Below are 16,958 nucleotides of genomic sequence, written 5' to 3' on the forward strand. Positions count from 1 at the left end.
TCTTATATTGTGTGTAACTGACCCCTTCGCTGAATCCCTTGGTATCATTGATTTTATTTAATTTTCTCTTTTGAGTTACACAGTACGAAAATTATGAGTAACTGTATAGGGATACCACCAACATTTTGTAAAATAACCTACGCTATGTGGAAAAATAAAATAAGCTGCCCATATGGACAGCTTATTTACATAATTATCGTTATCAGAAGTAAAATTTAACTCGAAAATAGCTGATTTTATCAATTGTTGAATGTCTGAAAAAAATCAAACCAATGATGTTGTTGAGATCCTTTGGAAATTTCTTGCTGTGATGACTATCATAGTGACTTTTTCTCTAGCAACAACTATTAGTAGCTAATTACCATAAGGACTTATTTTTGAAATTTGCTATTTTTTAGAAAGTGTGTTAATTTAAGAAAGACCTATTTTTGTTTGGCTTGAGATTAAGAATAAAATTTGTTTTTCGTCTAAGGTATTTGAGCAAGGGTAGTAACATATGTGTGGGTATCCACACTAGGAGGCAACAATTATGGAACAAGGTAAAGTAAAATGGTTTAATGCAGACAAAGGTTTTGGATTCATCGAGCGTGAAGGTGGAGAAGACGTATTCGTACATTTCTCAGCTATCCAAATCGACGGTTTCAAATCTTTAGACGAAGGACAAAGTGTAACGTTTGAAGTAGAAAAAGGACAACGTGGCCTACAAGCTACTAATGTTCAAAAAGCTTAATATTAGCTGATGAAAGACCCTCTTGTAGGGTCTTTTTTTATTTTGTTACAATATTCCGAATACAACTTTTTCAAGGGGATTTGGGTTGCTTAACTTTTAATAAAAAAGAAGATGTTAGAAATCATAGTTTTAGCATTATGGGCTTTTTCTTTTAGTTATCTTGCAATTATATTAGGAATTCCAAAAAACGGATTATGTATAGTCGTAGGATTTTCAATCTCATTTGTTGATGGAATTTTGATTGTGCATCTATTTCAAAATAAGAATAGAAATGGAAAATCATTTTGTTTGATTGTATATCTCATACACGTCTAGTTAACATGACGTCTCATTATCGGTAGCAAGGAACCTTCTTTTTTGTTCTATGGTTCTATGCATTTTTTATACATTCCTATCCTAGCGAGGTTTTAGGCTTCTTGTTTGTTACTGGAACTGTATAAAATCTTGCATACTCTTCACGTAGGTTTTTTCCAAAATGCTGTGATACCCCTAGATTAAAAAAGAAATAAACAATGATTAAATTTTAAACCTAGTCATTGCTTTATCCATTGCATCTTGGTTTACACCTATATAACGTAACGTTACCTTCTCTGATGAGTGATTGAATATCTCCATAAGTAATGCTATGTTTTTTGTTTGCATGTACATGTGATACCCGTATGTTTTTCTTAATGTATGTGTTCCGATTTCATCTAATCCGAATTCTGCTGCTACTCCACTTAATATCTTATATGCCATGCTACGACCAATCGGACGATTCCTACCTTGTCTACTTTGTAATAGGTACTCATTATCTTCTCTTTTTTCAATAAACCATTTAAGTTCTCTTTTCAGTGCTACAGTAATTTGTATTCGTTTCTGTTTCCCTGTTTTCTTTTCTCTCATAGATATATGACTACCTTTGACATCTCCTACCTTCAATTTCAAAATGTCCGAGATTCTCAGGCCTGTATTGATTCCCATAATAAAGAGAATGTAATTACGTAAGCTCTTTTCCTTAAAATATTCTTTTAACTGCTGTATTTTTTCTGGATCACGTATTGGCTGAACAAAATTCATTATTCATTACCTCCAGTTTCTTCAGTCTCATAAACTTCTAATCTAAGAGCAAAAGCAAGTTTATAAAATACTCTTGCCTTAACACGTCGATAAGTACGCTCGCTCATGCCAATTTCGTTATATACCATATAATCACATACATCTTCCTCTTCTAAATAACGCTTAATGATGATGTCTCTTTGATCCTTTCCTGCACGCCCATTACCCAAACGACTAAGAAACTGGTCAATACGAAATGATGTTTGCTTTATCCACTCTTCTCTTTTACTTTGTTGAATATTAGCCATCGCTACATCTTCTAATGGCTTCCCTACATCATTTGTAGGTCCGTGATATCTAATTTCATAAGAAGGAGTGACTTTCATTTCTTCACGCATCATTCCAAACTGTCTATATAAACGTACATTTTCGAGAACACCTTCTAATTTCTTCTGCGTTGCTACTCTATCAATTTTTGGTAAGAAAGATAATTGTTTAGTCATGTAAGACCACTCCTTTTTATTTTTAAATTACTTTTGTCTTAATGCTCCGCGTCTTCGTTCATAACAAGGTCTATGCATCCCCATTAAATCCTCAATTTCACGAGTACTTAATTTCTCTTTTTGTTTTTTCTTGTTTTTCTTCTTTCCTTGCTTGGATTGCTTTTTCCATTCATGCAACTGATCCTTTAATCCCTTCATTTCCCCATCTCCCTTTTCAAAATAAAAAGGACACCTATTCCTAAAACAGCTTTCATTGCTGCTTTAATGAATTGGTGTCCTCTAGTTTTCTAGCCGGACTATATTCTGTTTGCTTTACTTTAAAAAGATTATTTTGTTCAAATTTTGGATAGATGTTAATATTCTTCACAAAGGAGGTCTTACTGATGAAAAAGATTTTTTTAGTCATTTTCATAGCAATTTTCCTTTTAATAATTTTATATTTTGTTGGGATGTCAATTTTTTGGAACCAACCTTAGATTAAAAGAAACAATAAATTACCACCATGATTATTTAATAAACATTCCGTCAATAATGTAGATAGGCAATAGCCTGAACTCATTTAATGAATCCCTAACCTTTCTCCGATCCCCACGGAGAACCAGCCAAGCAGTTAGCTTTTGCTAGCTGCTTTTTTTGTTGATAATTCTTTTAAGAGGAGCAAGTTATATGCATAATAGCTCAAATAAAATCCATACTATATTTAAGTTAGGTCTTAAAATCTAAAACCCTTATTTCAAATTTAGACCTAATATATCGCTCCTCCCTCTTCCCTGGGGCACAGTAGCTAGCTCTTGCTAGCTGCTCTTTTATTGAATAAATTTCTAAAACATGTTAATAATATAGATACACCAAGGTTGAATACGAATGATCATTGTATTCTTCTTATTCACTGTGCAGTTAGCTTTTGCTAACTGCTTTTTTCTTGCGTTCCGGCTCTTACTTCTTGAAATACTCCTTGACTGCCTTTTCCCAATAAGTACCCATCCTTTATTCCACCTTGAACAAATTTAAAAATCTTGTCTATGTTATAGATACATTCAATTATTGAACTTCCAAATCTAAGTATTAAGTGAATAAAATTCTAATTTTTTCCGATACTATGAAAGAATTTAAAAGATTATTTTAAATTCTTTCCACTCTAGCTCTCTTGGTCGAGAGATGAGCAGTTAGCTTTTGCTAACTGCCTTTTTTGATTTTATCCGAATAAAATTCTAAATTATGCCCGATACTATAAATGGGCTGATACAGCTTGAATTCACAGTGACCTCTGTAATATTCTTTTCCCTTTCTCTGAGGGCTGAGCAGTTAACCTTTGTTAACTGCTCTTTTTGTATTGAGTTGATAATAATCTTTAGGTCTTATTTCTCTTCTGCGCCATATACTTTTAACCTAAGTATCCAACTCAAAGTGTTACCTCCTATCTTAAAGAGCACTTATGCATGGTGCTCTTTTTTAGTTTCCTTATTCCTACAAAATGAAAGTTTCATTAAGATCATTATTATTTCCACATAATACTTTTAATTCTGCTTATACTATAGCTGTAACTTAAAGTTACATATCATTTACTTGTAGGGCCTAATTTTCTTTTGTACAACAAGTAGTTAGTTAACGAAACTAACTGCTTTGTTGTGCAAAATGAAGTTTTCATACGCTTTTAAACACATTTAAAAATAAATCCATATGATATTACGTATTCCTCTCTCTTAGAAAATGGGTCTTGGTCAGAAGAGCACTTTTACGAAGTGCTCTTTTCTCGTTCTTATGAAATAAAGGCTTCACGTACATTAGAAACGTACATACAATAATCATGATTATCTCTCATTATTAATCATTTAGTATTATTCTCGATACAATCTTTGGTCATAAAGCACCTTTCTCCCAAGGCGCTTTTTAATTTTCAAATAAGGATTTTGTTAAAGAACTGGATAAAATTCAATATTCCGCCAATACTAATCACAATACAATCTGCTTCTTACCCAGGTTGTATCGAATTGGGCAGTTATTTGCATTAACTGCTCGATTTTAATTTTTGTTACATAAACTTGATATTTTTGTCCATACTATAATCAACCATGTAATTTTGTACTCCTAAATTCATGGGTGTAATTTCTCATTGCAGTTAGCTTTTGCTAGCTGCTCTTTTGTATTGAGTTAAGAATAAATTTTAGTTCTTATTTCTTTTCTACGTCATATAATTTTAACCTACAAATCCAGCTCAAAGTGTTACCTCCTATCTTAAAGAGCACTTATGCATGGTGCTCTTTTTTATTTTGTTTTATTTTGTTTTCTTTCATTTCCGAATAATATTTTCAACCCTGTTCATACTATTTTTGTAACTTAAAGTTACAAACTATTTCTGTAAGCGCAGCGTTTCTTTTGTACAACAAGCAGTTAGTTTTATTTACTAGCTGCTTTGTTGTGCAAAAGAAAGATTTTTTAAACTGCACATTTATTAAGAACATACATAAAATATCATGTGGAATTCTTTTTCAATTTTAGTTTTGGTCATGGAGCGCCTTAAAAAGCGCTCTTTATATTTGTAAATAAACATTTCCCTCAAACATACTCACGGTTTATATTAGTTAAGCATATATTTACCTAGACAAGACATAGCTTTTCATTATACATGCACAAAAATTGTGCATGTTTTTTCTTTAATAAAATAACTATTTTGTTTAGTTTTCTAACAAGCTTATACGCTGCAAATACTTAACTGAGAAGTAACCACTAAATCCTTCTAAAAACACCACTTACGAACCACTACTTGCTTTAAATTGATCTGTTCTACAAGTCCAAACTTTCCCTTCATAGCGCTTCGCTTCTAAGCAAGTGTGCATCACTACCTTGTCACCTACTTTTAATTCGTCCATAGCACCGAATACTGTTTGATAAGCTTCTTTATATTTGCGTTTTATAAAATCTACTTGCTTCAACGTTCTAACATTTGCAAAGCGCCCTTTCATGTAGTCCAAACAAACATGATCTATATCTTCTGGAGGACCAGGGAAGTAAGTGGAAGATTGCTTACCCCCACTCGTTGTATAAGTCATCTCTACCCCACCATGTTCATTCTTTATCATTTCGAATGTCGGTTTCATATCCATTCCCCTTTTCGATTAAAATAACGCTTTTGTTAAAAACGAACGTTTACTGGATCCATCAGCTGATAACCTAAGTTAAATACCGAACATTAATACATATTATTTGCTTCCATCCAGTTTTCTCGCTCTGCTTGTACGATCATCTCTTGCTCCGCTTCTATCTCTAAACGATCCTGCTCGCTCCATTCTTTCACCATGCTCCTCACCTACTTTTCTATAAAATACAAATTTAATTAAAGTAACTGTGTTTTTCGTTCTTCCATACGAATTACTTTTCCATTTTGATATACAAAGGATTGTTCACCATATCCACCTTGAGGCGGTTCTATTAGTCGGACCTGACCATTTTTAACAATATATATTCCGTTTGTTTTCAAATCTATTTCAGCTGTCATTTCCACAAGATTTTCTTTTCTAATTCCCAACAAGATCACTCCCATATGTTATAATTACTTTGCCGAAGTAAGTTGAGAGTGATCTCAGCTTTTTTTATTTGTCTACAAATATTGCACAACATTTTCTGGAACAAATGATTGTTCAAGCGATAAATGGAGTCGTATTGGAATCGGCTTTTTTTCATCTCTTGCTCGCTTACACATTTCTTCAGCTTCTTCCCATATAAATTGTTTATCCTCCGCTCGTTTGTAACGTCAAATCCCTATTACATAATATTCAAACAACTCATATCGTTCATCAGGCGCTGTCGTTGGTTTTAATTCATCAATTGCTTTGACTTGACGTGGTACTTGTACAACCACATCTACATACCGTAATTTTGAATTCAAACGGTGAATATGAGCTTCCTTAGGATCAAATGATACAACTGGTTCCACGTCAAAAATTGTTAATTGCTTTGGCACTGTTTTTCCCCTCCAATACCTGCAAGCTTGCAATTAAAATTCCTTCAAGCTGCATTAACGTTAGTTGATCTAATGTTTGTCCATTAATTTCAGTTAATCCTAACCCCAATAATTTACGAATGATTATTAGTTTTCTACGTTCTACTTCCTGACGTAACAACATGATTAAGCCTCCTGTTGATGATTGAACTTTCTCTCTAAATTTACAAACTTACTAAATTCTTTAATGAATGCTAGTTCAACAACACCAACTGGACCGTTCCTTTGTTTCGCTAAAATAATTTCCGTTATGTTTTTATTTTCTGTCTCGCGGTCATAGTAATCTTCACGGTATAAGAATGCTATTAAATCCGCATCTTGCTCAATTTGACCATTTTCGCGTAAATCTGATAGCAACGGTCTTTTATCTTGCCTACTTTCTACAGCACGGCTTAACTGTGATAATGCAACTACACATACATTTAATTCTCTTGCCATCAGTTTTAACTTACGACTAATCTCACCGATTTCTTGCATGCGGTTCCCTCTATGCTTTGGATCCCCTACAATAAGCTGCAAGTAATCAATTGCAATTAAAACCTTTTTATCAGGGTACTTACGCTTTAATTTCCTAGCCTTTGCATAAATCTCTTGCATGGTTACATTTGCTTTATCGTAAATTTCTAATGGCAAATCATTAATTAATCCCATTGCTTGACTAATCTTTTCCCAATCCTTTAAATTACATAGCTTCTTAGGATTCTTTAATTTTGTAGCATCTATATTTCCAGTACTTGAAATCATACGTTTAAGTAACTGCTCTTCTCCCATTTCTAATGAAAAGATTCCTGTTGCTGTATGAGCACTTGCTGCATGAAAAGTAACGTTTAATACAAATGCTGTTTTCCCCATTGAAGGGCGGGCACCGACAATGATTAAATCACCCTCTTGGAACCCTGCTGTCATTCTGTTCAGGTCGTCATAACCAGTTGGTATACCGGTTAAATCTCCTACATCAATTTGCATGTTCTTATACAAATCAACAAGCGCATCTTTCAAGTTAAATTCATCTGAGTAACCCGTTTCTTCAATGGCGCTTAATTCATCAATTGATGTACTAATAGCACTCATGTCCCTATCTTGCTGAAGGCGGTTATATAAATTACCAGCAACCTCCTGAGCATGTCGCATTTTCCAAGCTTCAATTACTAAACCTTCGTGATACGAGAAGTTCTTAGTTGTTGTTACAACTTCTGTTAAGTTTACAAAGAATTCAATTCCGCCAATTTGATGCATAAAGCTTTCATCGAATTTTCCAATGAGAGCAACAAGATCTATGGGAACCTCAGCATCCTCTAATTCTCTCATTGCCCTGAAAATCACTTGGTGCGTTGGTAAAGAAAACTGTTTTACCTTTAGCTGACAATCTTTAATTAAATCGCCTTCTTGGATTACGCTACCTAAAACACTTTGTTCAGCTTCCACATTACGAATCATATCGTTACTCATTTGGCCAACCACGCATTTTGTTGGTTAAGTACTGCAAGTTCTTCTTCTGTTGGAATGTTCTGCTCCCATGCTTGTTGCTACTGTATTACGTTTTTAGTAGATTCCGATAATCCCTTTTGTTGATAAGGAGCTTGTGTCTGTTGTTGCGCTTTTGTTAATCGTTGAGCACGGAATGCTTTATCAGCTGCCTCAACATCAGTTACTGTTTTAAAACCTTTAAGATGCCAATCTCTTAAAATCGTATTTACGTAAGACATGTTTCTCGTATTCTTCTCTAAAGCAATCTCCATAGCCTTAATAACTAGTTCTGCATTTAAATCATCGATCCAAGCATAAATACCATCTGCGATAAAAGGTGTAACGAATCCGAAGTTTTGCTCGTAAAAAGAAATTGGATTAACCTCAACAACTTCTTCCGCGCTTGCGCGTTCTTCTTGTTGTTGTTCTTTTTCTTTTTCTTCTTCCTTGCTAGGGTCTTGGAAGCCCCTTATAAGCCCCTCCAAACGGACTGATAAATACTCCTTAATACGAGGAATTTTAAAATCTTGTTCTCGTTCTAATTGCAAGCAAGTTTCATAGAAATCAACTAAAAAATCCTGGTCCTTTACAGATTGAATTTCTTTTAAAACACACTTTTCAATGTTTACATTTTTAATTGGATTGAATTTCAACCAGTTGATTAAGAACAATTCTTTTGTTTTTTGGTTGTAATTAATTTTTCCGTATTCAGCAAAACGTTCTAATAGCTTCATAACAGTTTCACGGTTATATCCTGTATCAGTTTCAATGATACGAAGTGGAAGCTCATAGATTCCTGATTGGGACGTCTTACTGTTTGTCATCAAATATAAGTAGAAATACTTCTCCTCCAGTGTAAGATCTAAAACAAATGAATCCTGCCAAAATGAAACATGTACTGGTCTGTAAACTGCCATATTATTCATCCTCCCGTTTACATATCGCGAATCCGTCCTCTACACGTAATAAGCAATAATTCTTGTATCCTATTTTGAGATATTGTTTTACTAAGTAAATTAGGTGTTGCTCTGATGTTGCTTGTTGAAACACTTTAGGGTTCAGCAACACTCTATGTAACGATTTGTCTAATAGCATGTAGCACACTCCGTTGTTATACGAATGCTAATTTGATATAATTAATCCTAAGATCTTTTGCAAGACCGTTTGTCTATCACTCTGCCAAGTGATAGATCTTTTTATTTTCTACGTGTTACTAACGAAGCGTTAACTCCTCTTGCTCTTAAATCTTTAATCACTACACGATAACTCATCGATGCCTCATGTTCCTCTTTTGTATCACGAAGCATTTTAAATTCCCTTATACATCGCTCCAGCTCTTCTTCCCAGTGATTTGATTCTTCGATTGATTCTGCATTAAACATGTTATAAATACATTCACTCATACAGTTACGAAGTTTATTTGCAAATGAAAAATCCCCAGGAAGAACTAGATCATGAAGACGACTGTTTTTATTGTTCATGAATTACATCTCCTTTCTGGTCATAACAACAAGCACAGTACTTTTCTATTTTTTATAAAAATATTAAAAATCTATTATTTCGGTATAAATTAAACTTAATGGAAGAAACTACAAGTTCATTAATTTATCCAAAAAATTAATATAATGATATAATTATTTTGTAAAATATATTGTCAGCTACTGTTGTCTAGGCGGTAGCTTTTTCTTTTGCCCATTTATGTTTCAAAATAAATGATGCTTCAATAATTTTGATTCGAATCCCCAACAATTTCTTCTCTTGCTTTAACTCAACTGTTTTTAAATCCTCATTAAGTAATTCTGCTATTTTAATTTCACCAGTTAGTTTTGCATCATAACGAATTAATTCCTTATATTCTATTAAGCTAGGTTTCTTATAATCTACTGTCATTTTCTTTCCTCCTCTACAGCACCCTTGTTAAATTCATTAAGCTATCCACCGATTGAATAATAACGTTTTCCGCCATAGCCTTTTGCAACCAACTTCTTTGTATTTGTTCCATAATGCCAAAATGAACTTGCTCAAGAGCTTGTACTACACACTGAGTAGCTTGGATTGTATCGAAGATTTCTTTTGCATGAACTGCGTATTCATGTTTCTTTTTTTCATCATGTTTCCATGACCTTGTTGTAACTTGTAAGTTCATGATTTCCTTTGCTGCCGCAATTCCCTCTTCAGCTTGTTTAATGTAGTTCATCAGTTGTAAATTAACATCTTGAGTTAAGCGTGGATCTGTAGGCGGCAACCCAACACCATAAATATATTTGATTGCTTGTTGATTCAACTTTGCTCCTGTTGCATGGCACCAATCCATCGCAAGTTCAAATTCTGATTTAGAAAGTCCAGATTCAATACGGGTTAATCGTTCATGTGTAATACCAAGGTACTTAGATAACCCTTTCTTCGTTTTCAGCTGAACATTATCACAACATTCTCTAGCATTCTGTAATAATTCTCCTATTGCTGAATTGAAGTATATACTTGTTCCCATATCTGTTCGCCTCCATATTTAGTTTTCAAATGGTTACAATGAATTTAGTACATATGTAACTTGTCTACTTTTCGTATAAAAAGAGAGGAATTATTCCTCAACATTTGCTTTTACTTGTATCTCTTTGATGATGGCCCAACCAGCCTTGTAATATGCTTGACGGATTTTATCAATATCCTTTTGTGATTTTGGCTCAGGAGCCACAACATGGACTTTCGTTTTCCCAAATTCATAGGTCGCCGCATATTCTTCTTGTTGGCTCATGGTGTCACCTCTTGAAGTGCTTTTTATATGTTTATGCGATGGTTCTGTTGGTACTGCCATGTTAGTTGATGGCATTTTCTCACCTACTTTCCATCTATTAAGTATGAGATTCTTGTACTTTTGTACATCAAATTAAATCCTTTACATCACTACCAAGAATAGTGGCTAATCTAATAGCCTTTTCAAGATTTGGATTACTATAACCATTTTCCCAATTACTTATTGTAGATTTTGTAACTTGCATTTTTTTTTGCAAGATCTTGTTGCGTTAACTTACTTTTTTTCTAGCTCTAATTAATTTGATATTTTTGTTCACTGTCTCGCTCCTTGTATAAGCATTTTGTACTTTTATTATATGTATAATATTCTTGTACATTAATACATTTGTACAATTATCTTGTATAAAGTTTTACAATCCATCTTTATAAGATACAATATCTTTGTACTTTTTATTAACGGGAGGTGCTATAAATGTTGAGACAAAGATTAAAAGAGATGCGTAAAACGCGTAAGCTCACTCAGCAAGGATTAGCCGATAAAGTAAATACCACTAAAGGCACCATTAGTAACTATGAGAATGGCCATAGCACTCCCTCAAACGAAATGCTAAAAGATTTAGCGAATGTTTTAGGAGTAACAACAGATTATCTATTAGGAAGAGAAGATGAATCAAGAGTGTCTAATACACTTCCTGATTTAAACAAAAAAGATACTCGTGATATCGCTCGTGACTTAGAAAAGACTTTAAAAGACTTAGAAAATAGCGAAGATGCTTTAATGTTTGACGGAGAACCAATAGACGAACACACAAAAGAAATGATTCGTATTTCTCTAGAAAACTCTATGCGCATGGCAAAACAATTAGCGAAACAAAAATTCACTCCAAACAAGTATAAAAAAGATTGAACGGAGCGAGAAATAAAAATTAAAGACTACGTAATGAAAATCGTAAAAAAACACGGCACAACAAACCCCTTTGAAATTGCTAAACGAAAAGATATTATAGTGTTGTTTGAAGACCTTGGGAATACTCTTGGTTTTTACAACACTTATAAACGCTTTAAATTCATTCATATTAATAATCAAATTAAAGAAACTATTCAACAATTTGTTTGTGCACATGAATTAGGTCATGCTGTACTTCATCCTAAAGCAAATACCCCCTTCTTGCGTAACCAAACCTTCTTTTCAGTGGATTGCTTAGAAATCGAAGCAAATACATTTGCTGTAGAATTGTTACTTACCGATGAAATGATTTCTGCTTATAAAGATACTCGTTTATCTATTCAAGAAATTACGGAGGCTCATGGGATTCCTGGAGGATTCGCTCGTTTAAAAACTTACATTTCTTAAGAAAGCAGACGAAATTTTATTAACTTATGGAGGATTAATAATGAAAAAATACCTAGTACCATTTACAGGGCTCTTTTTATCTATTGGGCTAGTTGGTTGTGATATTAACAATCCAGTTAAAGAAGACGAACAACATCAGGTAGAAGAAAAAGTAAAACAAGAAGAACAACAACGTCAGGAAGCTGATGTGCAACGCCAAGGGGAAGAAAAAGCGAAGCAAGAACAAGCAGCCAAAGCAGAGCAACATCAGAATCAAGAAAAACAAAAACAACTCGACGAAAATGATTCCAGTAATCAATCAGCACCAAAAATAGAAGGCCCCGAATCGGAGCGATTCAAGGAGGAGCAAATAAGAAAACTTCAAGCCGCTGATCCAAAAGAGAAAGAGGAAGCTTTCGATAGGGCGGCAGCCTCTCGCCGTGAACGATTCGAGAGACAAGAAATTGAAAAAATGGATTGCGATACTGCACGTTCTGCGTTATCTCAATTAGAAGAAATGGATGACGATCCGATTGCAAAGAAACAGGCAGTTTATTTTTACGATAAAGTAGCAAGATGCAACAAATCAGGTAATTAAACAACTCGGAACGTTCGTTTAAAGACCTATTTATATTAGTTACATATTAATAATAATGATTTTCGATGTTATACAAAGTTATAGAAGGGAACTCATACAAATGACTTTTATAAAAGATATAGCTTCTTTTTCTGAAGGATTATCTAAAGCTTTTCCAATAATTCTATCCATAGCCTCTTTTTTGGGCGTTCTAATTATCTATAATAAGAAAACCAATTTTGATTTAATATTTGAAGGAAAACACATTAGATTTTTAACAAAGATGACACAATCTATTACGGCCTTTATTGGATTTTATCTTTTATTCCAACTTGTATCGTTCTCCTTATATTTTATTGGTCTTCCTAAACCAACAAAAGTTATACTAAATACAATATATAATATAGATGCTATGTTAGTTTCCATATTATTCATCTCTATATTTGTTTATTTTGCACTTAAAATGATTCGTACCGCTTTAGGTTATTTACACACAATTAACATGTACCAAAATTTTATTAATAAAAAAAATGAATGGTTAAACCAACATAATAAAATTAAAAACACTCTTATTTCTATCAAAAATGGCATCATTATTATATATTGGGGTCTAAATAAACTTTTATATATTATACTTGTGGTTGTTAGTCTACTTACCCAAGCCATGCATTTCTATTTTGCTAAAGAACAAATACTAAAATTTGATTTAACATCTCAACAGGCTATTCAATTTTTAGTTGGTCCAATAGTAATTTGGGTTTTCCTAATTGCGATTATGTATCTCTACCTTAAAGAAATAGGTGAATTAAAAAAAGTTTACTATACTGTAAAGTTCATTTCAGAAACTACTGTCCAAAATGAAAACTTAATTCATCTCCATACTCGTCCAACTAAAGAATGGGTTCTAGTAAGAGCAAATGATTTACAGGAACAAAATACAATTTTTCTTTATAATCCAGAAACAAAAAACTGGCTTGAATACAATAAAGTAATTCATGATTAAAAAGTCCGATTCATGGACTTTTTTTAAATAATATAAAATTCGGCTAGCTTTTTATATTATCATTTACTTCATTCCAATCATTACAATTCATATAATACATATCAATAAGGAGGTTTAAATATGAAAACAGCAATCTACTTAAGAAAATCCCGTGCCGATCTCGAAGCCGAAGCACGCGGCGAAGGCGAAACTTTAGCAAAACACCGCTCTACCCTGCTGAAAATTGCTAAGGAAATGAACTTAAATGTTCTATCTGTCCGTGAGGAAATTGTTTCTGGTGAGAGCTTAGTAAAACGCCCTGAGATGTTAGCGCTACTTGAAGAGATTGAAGATAATAAATATGATGTTGTTCTTTGTATGGATATGGACCGTTTAGGTCGTGGTGGTATGAAAGAGCAAGGAATCATTTTAGAGACGTTTAAACGGTCAAATACGAAGATTATGACACCTAGGAAGACTTATGACCTTAATGATGAGTGGGATGAAGAATATAGCGAATTTGAAGCGTTTATGGCTCGTAAGGAGTTAAAGATTATTACACGACGTATGCAACGAGGTCGTGTCGCTAGTGTAGAGGCTGGGAATTACCTTGGTACACATGCACCCTTCGGATATGATATACATCGTTTAAATAAGCGAGAGCGTACTTTAACAATTAATTCAGAAGAAGCCTCTGTCGTTAGAATGATATTTGATTGGTATGCAAATGAGGATATGGGAGCAAATGCAATTAGGAGCAAGTTAAATGATCTTGGCTACAAAAGTAAGTTAGGAAACGAATGGAATCCTTATAGCATCTTGGATATATTAAAAAATAATGTGTACATCGGAAAAGTAACGTGGCAAAAACGAAAAGAAGTAAAACAGCCTGATGCCGTAAAAAGAAGTTGTACTCGTCAAGATAAATCAGATTGGATTATTGCTGATGGCAAACATGAGCCAATCATACCGGAAAGTTTATTTGAACAAGTACAAGAAAAATTAAACTCAAGATATCACGTTCCTTACAATACGAACGGAATTAAAAATCCACTAGCTGGTATTATTAAATGCTCTAAATGTGGTTACAGTATGGTCCAACGTTATCCGAAGAACCGAAAAGAAACCATGGATTGTAAACACCGTGGCTGTGAAAATAAAACAAGTTATACTGAATTAATCGAGAAGCGTTTACTCGAGGCATTAAAAGAATGGTACATCAATTATAAAGCTGATTTTGAAAAACATAAGCAAGATGACAAATTAAAAGAAACACAAGTCATTCAAATGAATGAAGCTGCATTACGCAAGCTTGAAAAAGAATTAGTGGATGTCCAAAAACAAAAAAATAATTTACATGATTTATTAGAACGTGGCGTTTACACAGTCGATATGTTTTTAGAACGCTCGAATGTAGTTTCTGACCGTATAACTGAAATTACTTCCACTATGGAAAACTTAAAGAAAGAAATTAAAACCGAAATTAAGAAGGAAAAAGTCAAGAAAGATACAATACCTCAAGTGGAGAATGTTCTTGATCTCTACTTTAAAACAGATGATCCCAAAAAGAAAAACAGCCTCCTAAAGTCCGTTTTAGAAAAGGCTGTTTATAAAAAGGAAAAGTGGCAAAGGCTCGATGATTTCGAACTTGTGCTTTACCCTAAGCTCCCTCAAGATGGCGACATATAAGCGTTTAGGCTATGTCGCCACCTTGTTGGTGTAATTAGATTTACCCCATTTAATCCTAATGCATCATTCGTCGAAACCGCCAATACGACAGGCTTGCCATTTCTTAACGTCGCTTTTGCTGCCATTAGTACTGGAGAGTCTGTCATTGCATTTGCAAATTTACTCATAGAATTTCCTGTTAAAGGAGCGATTACCATGCAGTCTAATGGAATTTTAGGTCCAAGTGGCTCTGCTCCAACAATTGAATTAATTGCTTTAAAACCTGTTATTTCTTCAATCTTCTTAATCCATTCTGCTCCTTCTCCAAATCTAGTATTTGTTGATTGAACAGTGTATGAAACAACGGGACGTACTTCTGCCCCTTCAGCAATTAATTTTTCTAAGTGCGGCATAACTTCCTCATACGTACAATGTGAACCCGTAAATCCGAAACCAATTCGTTTCCCCTTCAAACTCATTTCTTTTCCTCCTCCTTTGCAATTGCATCTGCTGCTAATAACTGAGAAAGAACATTTGCTAAAATTTGCCCAGCCGTTTTTGGAGCAACAATACCTGGTAATCCAGGTGCTAGCAACGCTTTGACTCCTCTTTTTTCGGCATATCTAAAGTCAGTACCGCCTGGTTTAGAAGCTAAATCAATCACTAACGTATGAGCTGGCATTTTTGCAATAACATTCGCTGTTACAACGAGGTACGGAATTGTATTGATTACAATATCGATATTTCCTACTTCTTTCTCTATGTCTTGCATATGAAAAGGAGAAAACATCATTTCTGTAATACGTGCAATATGTTCAGATCGTCTTGCTCCAACTTTGACATGGGCTCCTAATGATTGAAATGCTCTCGCAACACTCATTCCTGTTCTACCAAATCCTAGAACCATTACATTGGACCCATGAATTGTATAGTCGGTATGTTGAATTACCATCATTAATGTACCTTCTACAGTTGGAATAGAATTGTATATTGCTACATCATCACGATCAAATAATTTAACAAGTTTTCGGTTCGTAGTAGATACGAGATTTTCCAAGTAAGGTGTACCAATACCTGAATATATAGTAAAGTGTTCTGGTGTATTTTCAATTTGTTCTTTCGTTATTGAAACTTTTTCATTTGAAAAAATAGTATCTACTTCTCCTTTGGCATTTGTACCTGCAACCGGCAAAATAATTGCGTCTACAGAAGTGAAATCTAAATTTTGTATACTTTCTTTTGCTGCCCCTGTGAAACCATGATCTAACTGATCAAACCCTATCAAAGAAAGTTTTGCATCCAATTCAACTAGCTTACGAATTACTTCTAGCTGCCTTGCATCTCCTCCTATGACAGCAATATGCATCTCAGTCAACATTCCCTAATTCACCTTCTTTTTCTGTCATTTATAAGAAAAGTGCCTACTTTTTCTTTTTCCTCCACATCATATGTAATGTACGAGTTTATGGTGATTGAAAATCCAAATGCATATATGTTTTATCAGGTTTCTATGTAGATACAAAAAAAGATGACCAAAATGGCCATCCTTCACTCCGAATTTGAACGATCCATACTATCACAAAGAAGCATATCATGTCCGACTTTCTTTATTTGACTCCATGCCACCCTTACTTCTTGTGGTTCCTTTTTAAAACCTCCCCACTTCCCTACAGGTATTATAAGTGTTTGTATTTGTCCGTCTTTCTCATTAATCTCTAAATCCATATAACCTAAGACTCCCATTTTTTCCGCTTTTTCTATATCTACAACCTCTTTACCACTTAATTCACTTAATCGCATACATACTCCACTCCCCCTACTGAATTTTTCATTTGCATTGTCTATAATTAGTACCTATTCTATATGGATAAAAAAAATAACCTTCTCTCATTTAAAAAGAGAGAAG

Annotated in this window: 18 protein-coding genes and 5 pseudogenes; 6 read left to right on the forward strand and 17 right to left on the reverse strand. The window is 33.9% G+C overall.

Annotation, left to right across the window (positions count from 1 at the left end; all coding sequences use genetic code 11):
• Positions 1 to 529 precede the first annotated feature (529 nt).
• Positions 530 to 730 (forward strand): cold-shock protein, encoded by a 201-nt coding sequence (locus tag DN403_RS02855; protein ID WP_000434816.1) that lies wholly within the window; start codon positions 530 to 532, stop codon positions 728 to 730.
• A 516-nt stretch (positions 731 to 1,246) separates the two neighbouring features.
• On the opposite strand, the gene DN403_RS02860 is transcribed toward DN403_RS02855, so the two are convergent.
• The 14 genes and pseudogenes from DN403_RS02860 to DN403_RS32285 all read right to left on the reverse strand — a co-directional run bounded on the left by DN403_RS02860 (position 1,247) and on the right by DN403_RS32285 (position 10,809).
• A complete protein-coding gene (locus DN403_RS02860; RefSeq protein ID WP_149185296.1) occupies positions 1,247 to 1,789 on the reverse strand; it encodes a site-specific integrase in 543 nt (180 codons plus the stop codon).
• Positions 1,789 to 2,271 carry an ArpU family phage packaging/lysis transcriptional regulator gene (locus tag DN403_RS02865; RefSeq protein WP_098829311.1) on the reverse strand — a complete coding sequence of 161 codons (483 nt, stop codon included), beginning with the start codon at positions 2,269 to 2,271 and terminating at the stop codon, positions 1,789 to 1,791. Before DN403_RS02865 ends, DN403_RS02860 begins: the two co-directional genes overlap by 1 nt.
• A 27-nt stretch (positions 2,272 to 2,298) precedes the next feature.
• Positions 2,299 to 2,469 carry a hypothetical protein gene (locus DN403_RS31010; RefSeq protein ID WP_016077323.1) on the reverse strand — a complete coding sequence of 57 codons (171 nt, stop codon included), beginning with the start codon at positions 2,467 to 2,469 and terminating at the stop codon, positions 2,299 to 2,301.
• A 2,477-nt stretch (positions 2,470 to 4,946) separates the two neighbouring features.
• A pseudogene (locus DN403_RS02870) lies at positions 4,947 to 5,369 on the reverse strand (hypothetical protein).
• Positions 5,370 to 5,605: 236 nt separating this feature from the next.
• On the reverse strand, positions 5,606 to 5,797 hold the full coding sequence (locus tag DN403_RS02875; protein WP_086397954.1) for a DUF3954 domain-containing protein: 192 nt from the start codon (positions 5,795 to 5,797) through the stop codon (positions 5,606 to 5,608).
• 72 nt (positions 5,798 to 5,869) lie between these two features.
• Positions 5,870 to 6,232 (reverse strand): annotated as a pseudogene (locus tag DN403_RS02880) (cell division protein SepF).
• Complete coding sequence (locus DN403_RS02885; RefSeq protein ID WP_086397955.1) at positions 6,207 to 6,395, reverse strand: hypothetical protein; 189 nt, start codon at positions 6,393 to 6,395, stop codon at positions 6,207 to 6,209. Before DN403_RS02885 ends, DN403_RS02880 begins: the two are co-directional and overlap by 26 nt.
• A gap of 2 nt (positions 6,396 to 6,397) precedes the next feature.
• Positions 6,398 to 7,720, reverse strand: a complete 1,323-nt coding sequence (gene dnaB / locus DN403_RS02890; RefSeq protein WP_086397956.1) for a replicative DNA helicase — start codon at positions 7,718 to 7,720, stop codon at positions 6,398 to 6,400.
• A pseudogene (locus tag DN403_RS02895) lies at positions 7,717 to 8,655 on the reverse strand (DnaD domain-containing protein). Before DN403_RS02895 ends, dnaB begins: the two are co-directional and overlap by 4 nt.
• 279 nt (positions 8,656 to 8,934) lie before the next feature.
• Positions 8,935 to 9,219: a hypothetical protein gene (locus DN403_RS02900; protein WP_086397957.1), complete on the reverse strand. Its 285-nt coding sequence runs from the start codon at positions 9,217 to 9,219 to the stop codon at positions 8,935 to 8,937.
• Positions 9,220 to 9,406: 187 nt separating this feature from the next.
• A complete protein-coding gene (locus DN403_RS02905; protein WP_086397958.1) occupies positions 9,407 to 9,628 on the reverse strand; it encodes an RNA polymerase subunit sigma in 222 nt (73 codons plus the stop codon).
• 13 nt (positions 9,629 to 9,641) lie between these two features.
• On the reverse strand, positions 9,642 to 10,229 hold the full coding sequence (locus tag DN403_RS02910) for a sporulation sigma factor-processing peptidase (protein ID WP_098829309.1): 588 nt from the start codon (positions 10,227 to 10,229) through the stop codon (positions 9,642 to 9,644).
• 90 nt (positions 10,230 to 10,319) lie between these two features.
• Complete coding sequence (locus DN403_RS02915; RefSeq protein WP_001141266.1) at positions 10,320 to 10,568, reverse strand: hypothetical protein; 249 nt, start codon at positions 10,566 to 10,568, stop codon at positions 10,320 to 10,322.
• Between the two features lie 52 nt (positions 10,569 to 10,620).
• Positions 10,621 to 10,809 (reverse strand): annotated as a pseudogene (locus DN403_RS32285) (helix-turn-helix transcriptional regulator).
• Positions 10,810 to 10,964: 155 nt separating this feature from the next.
• Between DN403_RS32285 and DN403_RS02925 the strand changes: the two are divergent.
• The 5 genes from DN403_RS02925 (at position 10,965) to DN403_RS02945 (ending at position 15,073) form a co-directional block, all read left to right on the forward strand.
• The gene (locus DN403_RS02925; protein WP_063548461.1) at positions 10,965 to 11,399 is read left to right on the forward strand and encodes a helix-turn-helix domain-containing protein; all 435 of its coding nucleotides are present in this window, start codon (positions 10,965 to 10,967) and stop codon (positions 11,397 to 11,399) included.
• A 12-nt stretch (positions 11,400 to 11,411) separates the two neighbouring features.
• Positions 11,412 to 11,846 (forward strand): ImmA/IrrE family metallo-endopeptidase, encoded by a 435-nt coding sequence (locus tag DN403_RS02930; RefSeq protein WP_133963737.1) that lies wholly within the window; start codon positions 11,412 to 11,414, stop codon positions 11,844 to 11,846.
• A 40-nt stretch (positions 11,847 to 11,886) separates the two neighbouring features.
• Positions 11,887 to 12,423 carry a hypothetical protein gene (locus tag DN403_RS02935; RefSeq protein ID WP_098829308.1) on the forward strand — a complete coding sequence of 179 codons (537 nt, stop codon included), beginning with the start codon at positions 11,887 to 11,889 and terminating at the stop codon, positions 12,421 to 12,423.
• A 100-nt stretch (positions 12,424 to 12,523) separates the two neighbouring features.
• On the forward strand, positions 12,524 to 13,405 hold the full coding sequence (locus DN403_RS02940; protein WP_086397962.1) for a hypothetical protein: 882 nt from the start codon (positions 12,524 to 12,526) through the stop codon (positions 13,403 to 13,405).
• 120 nt (positions 13,406 to 13,525) lie between these two features.
• Entirely contained in the window at positions 13,526 to 15,073 is a 1,548-nt protein-coding gene (locus DN403_RS02945; protein ID WP_149185297.1) for a recombinase family protein, read from the forward strand.
• 32 nt (positions 15,074 to 15,105) lie between these two features.
• On the opposite strand, the pseudogene dpaB reads toward DN403_RS02945, so the two are convergent.
• The 3 genes and pseudogenes from dpaB to DN403_RS02960 form a co-directional block, all read right to left on the reverse strand.
• A pseudogene (gene dpaB / locus DN403_RS02950) lies at positions 15,106 to 15,531 on the reverse strand (dipicolinate synthase subunit B); the annotation flags it as partial.
• Positions 15,528 to 16,430 carry a dipicolinic acid synthetase subunit A gene (dpaA, locus tag DN403_RS02955; protein ID WP_000954737.1) on the reverse strand — a complete coding sequence of 301 codons (903 nt, stop codon included), beginning with the start codon at positions 16,428 to 16,430 and terminating at the stop codon, positions 15,528 to 15,530. The pseudogene dpaB and the gene dpaA, both read right to left, overlap by 4 nt.
• A gap of 170 nt (positions 16,431 to 16,600) precedes the next feature.
• The gene (locus DN403_RS02960) at positions 16,601 to 16,852 is read right to left on the reverse strand and encodes a YlmC/YmxH family sporulation protein (RefSeq protein ID WP_016077306.1); all 252 of its coding nucleotides are present in this window, start codon (positions 16,850 to 16,852) and stop codon (positions 16,601 to 16,603) included.
• Positions 16,853 to 16,958: the final 106 nt, after the last annotated feature.

This window comes from Bacillus sp. AY2-1 (assembly GCF_008368965.1).
GTDB lineage: Bacteria > Bacillota > Bacilli > Bacillales > Bacillaceae_G > Bacillus_A > Bacillus_A thuringiensis_S.

Bases quoted from the DNA above. Each gene is read 5' to 3' on its own strand.
- DN403_RS02855 (WP_000434816.1), top strand. From the start codon at position 530: ATGGAACAAGGTAAAGTAAAATGGTTTAATGCAGACAAAGGTTTTGGA.
- DN403_RS02860 (WP_149185296.1), bottom strand. From the start codon at position 1,789: ATGAATTTTGTTCAGCCAATACGTGATCCAGAAAAAATACAGCAGTTA.
- DN403_RS02865 (WP_098829311.1), bottom strand. From the start codon at position 2,271: ATGACTAAACAATTATCTTTCTTACCAAAAATTGATAGAGTAGCAACG.
- DN403_RS31010 (WP_016077323.1), bottom strand. From the start codon at position 2,469: ATGAAGGGATTAAAGGATCAGTTGCATGAATGGAAAAAGCAATCCAAG.
- DN403_RS02885 (WP_086397955.1), bottom strand. From the start codon at position 6,395: ATGTTGTTACGTCAGGAAGTAGAACGTAGAAAACTAATAATCATTCGT.
- dnaB (WP_086397956.1), bottom strand. From the start codon at position 7,720: ATGAGTAACGATATGATTCGTAATGTGGAAGCTGAACAAAGTGTTTTA.
- DN403_RS02900 (WP_086397957.1), bottom strand. From the start codon at position 9,219: ATGAACAATAAAAACAGTCGTCTTCATGATCTAGTTCTTCCTGGGGAT.
- DN403_RS02905 (WP_086397958.1), bottom strand. From the start codon at position 9,628: ATGACAGTAGATTATAAGAAACCTAGCTTAATAGAATATAAGGAATTA.
- DN403_RS02910 (WP_098829309.1), bottom strand. From the start codon at position 10,229: ATGGGAACAAGTATATACTTCAATTCAGCAATAGGAGAATTATTACAG.
- DN403_RS02915 (WP_001141266.1), bottom strand. From the start codon at position 10,568: ATGCCATCAACTAACATGGCAGTACCAACAGAACCATCGCATAAACAT.
- DN403_RS02925 (WP_063548461.1), top strand. From the start codon at position 10,965: ATGTTGAGACAAAGATTAAAAGAGATGCGTAAAACGCGTAAGCTCACT.
- DN403_RS02935 (WP_098829308.1), top strand. From the start codon at position 11,887: ATGAAAAAATACCTAGTACCATTTACAGGGCTCTTTTTATCTATTGGG.
- DN403_RS02940 (WP_086397962.1), top strand. From the start codon at position 12,524: ATGACTTTTATAAAAGATATAGCTTCTTTTTCTGAAGGATTATCTAAA.
- DN403_RS02945 (WP_149185297.1), top strand. From the start codon at position 13,526: ATGAAAACAGCAATCTACTTAAGAAAATCCCGTGCCGATCTCGAAGCC.
- dpaA (WP_000954737.1), bottom strand. From the start codon at position 16,430: ATGTTGACTGAGATGCATATTGCTGTCATAGGAGGAGATGCAAGGCAG.
- DN403_RS02960 (WP_016077306.1), bottom strand. From the start codon at position 16,852: ATGCGATTAAGTGAATTAAGTGGTAAAGAGGTTGTAGATATAGAAAAA.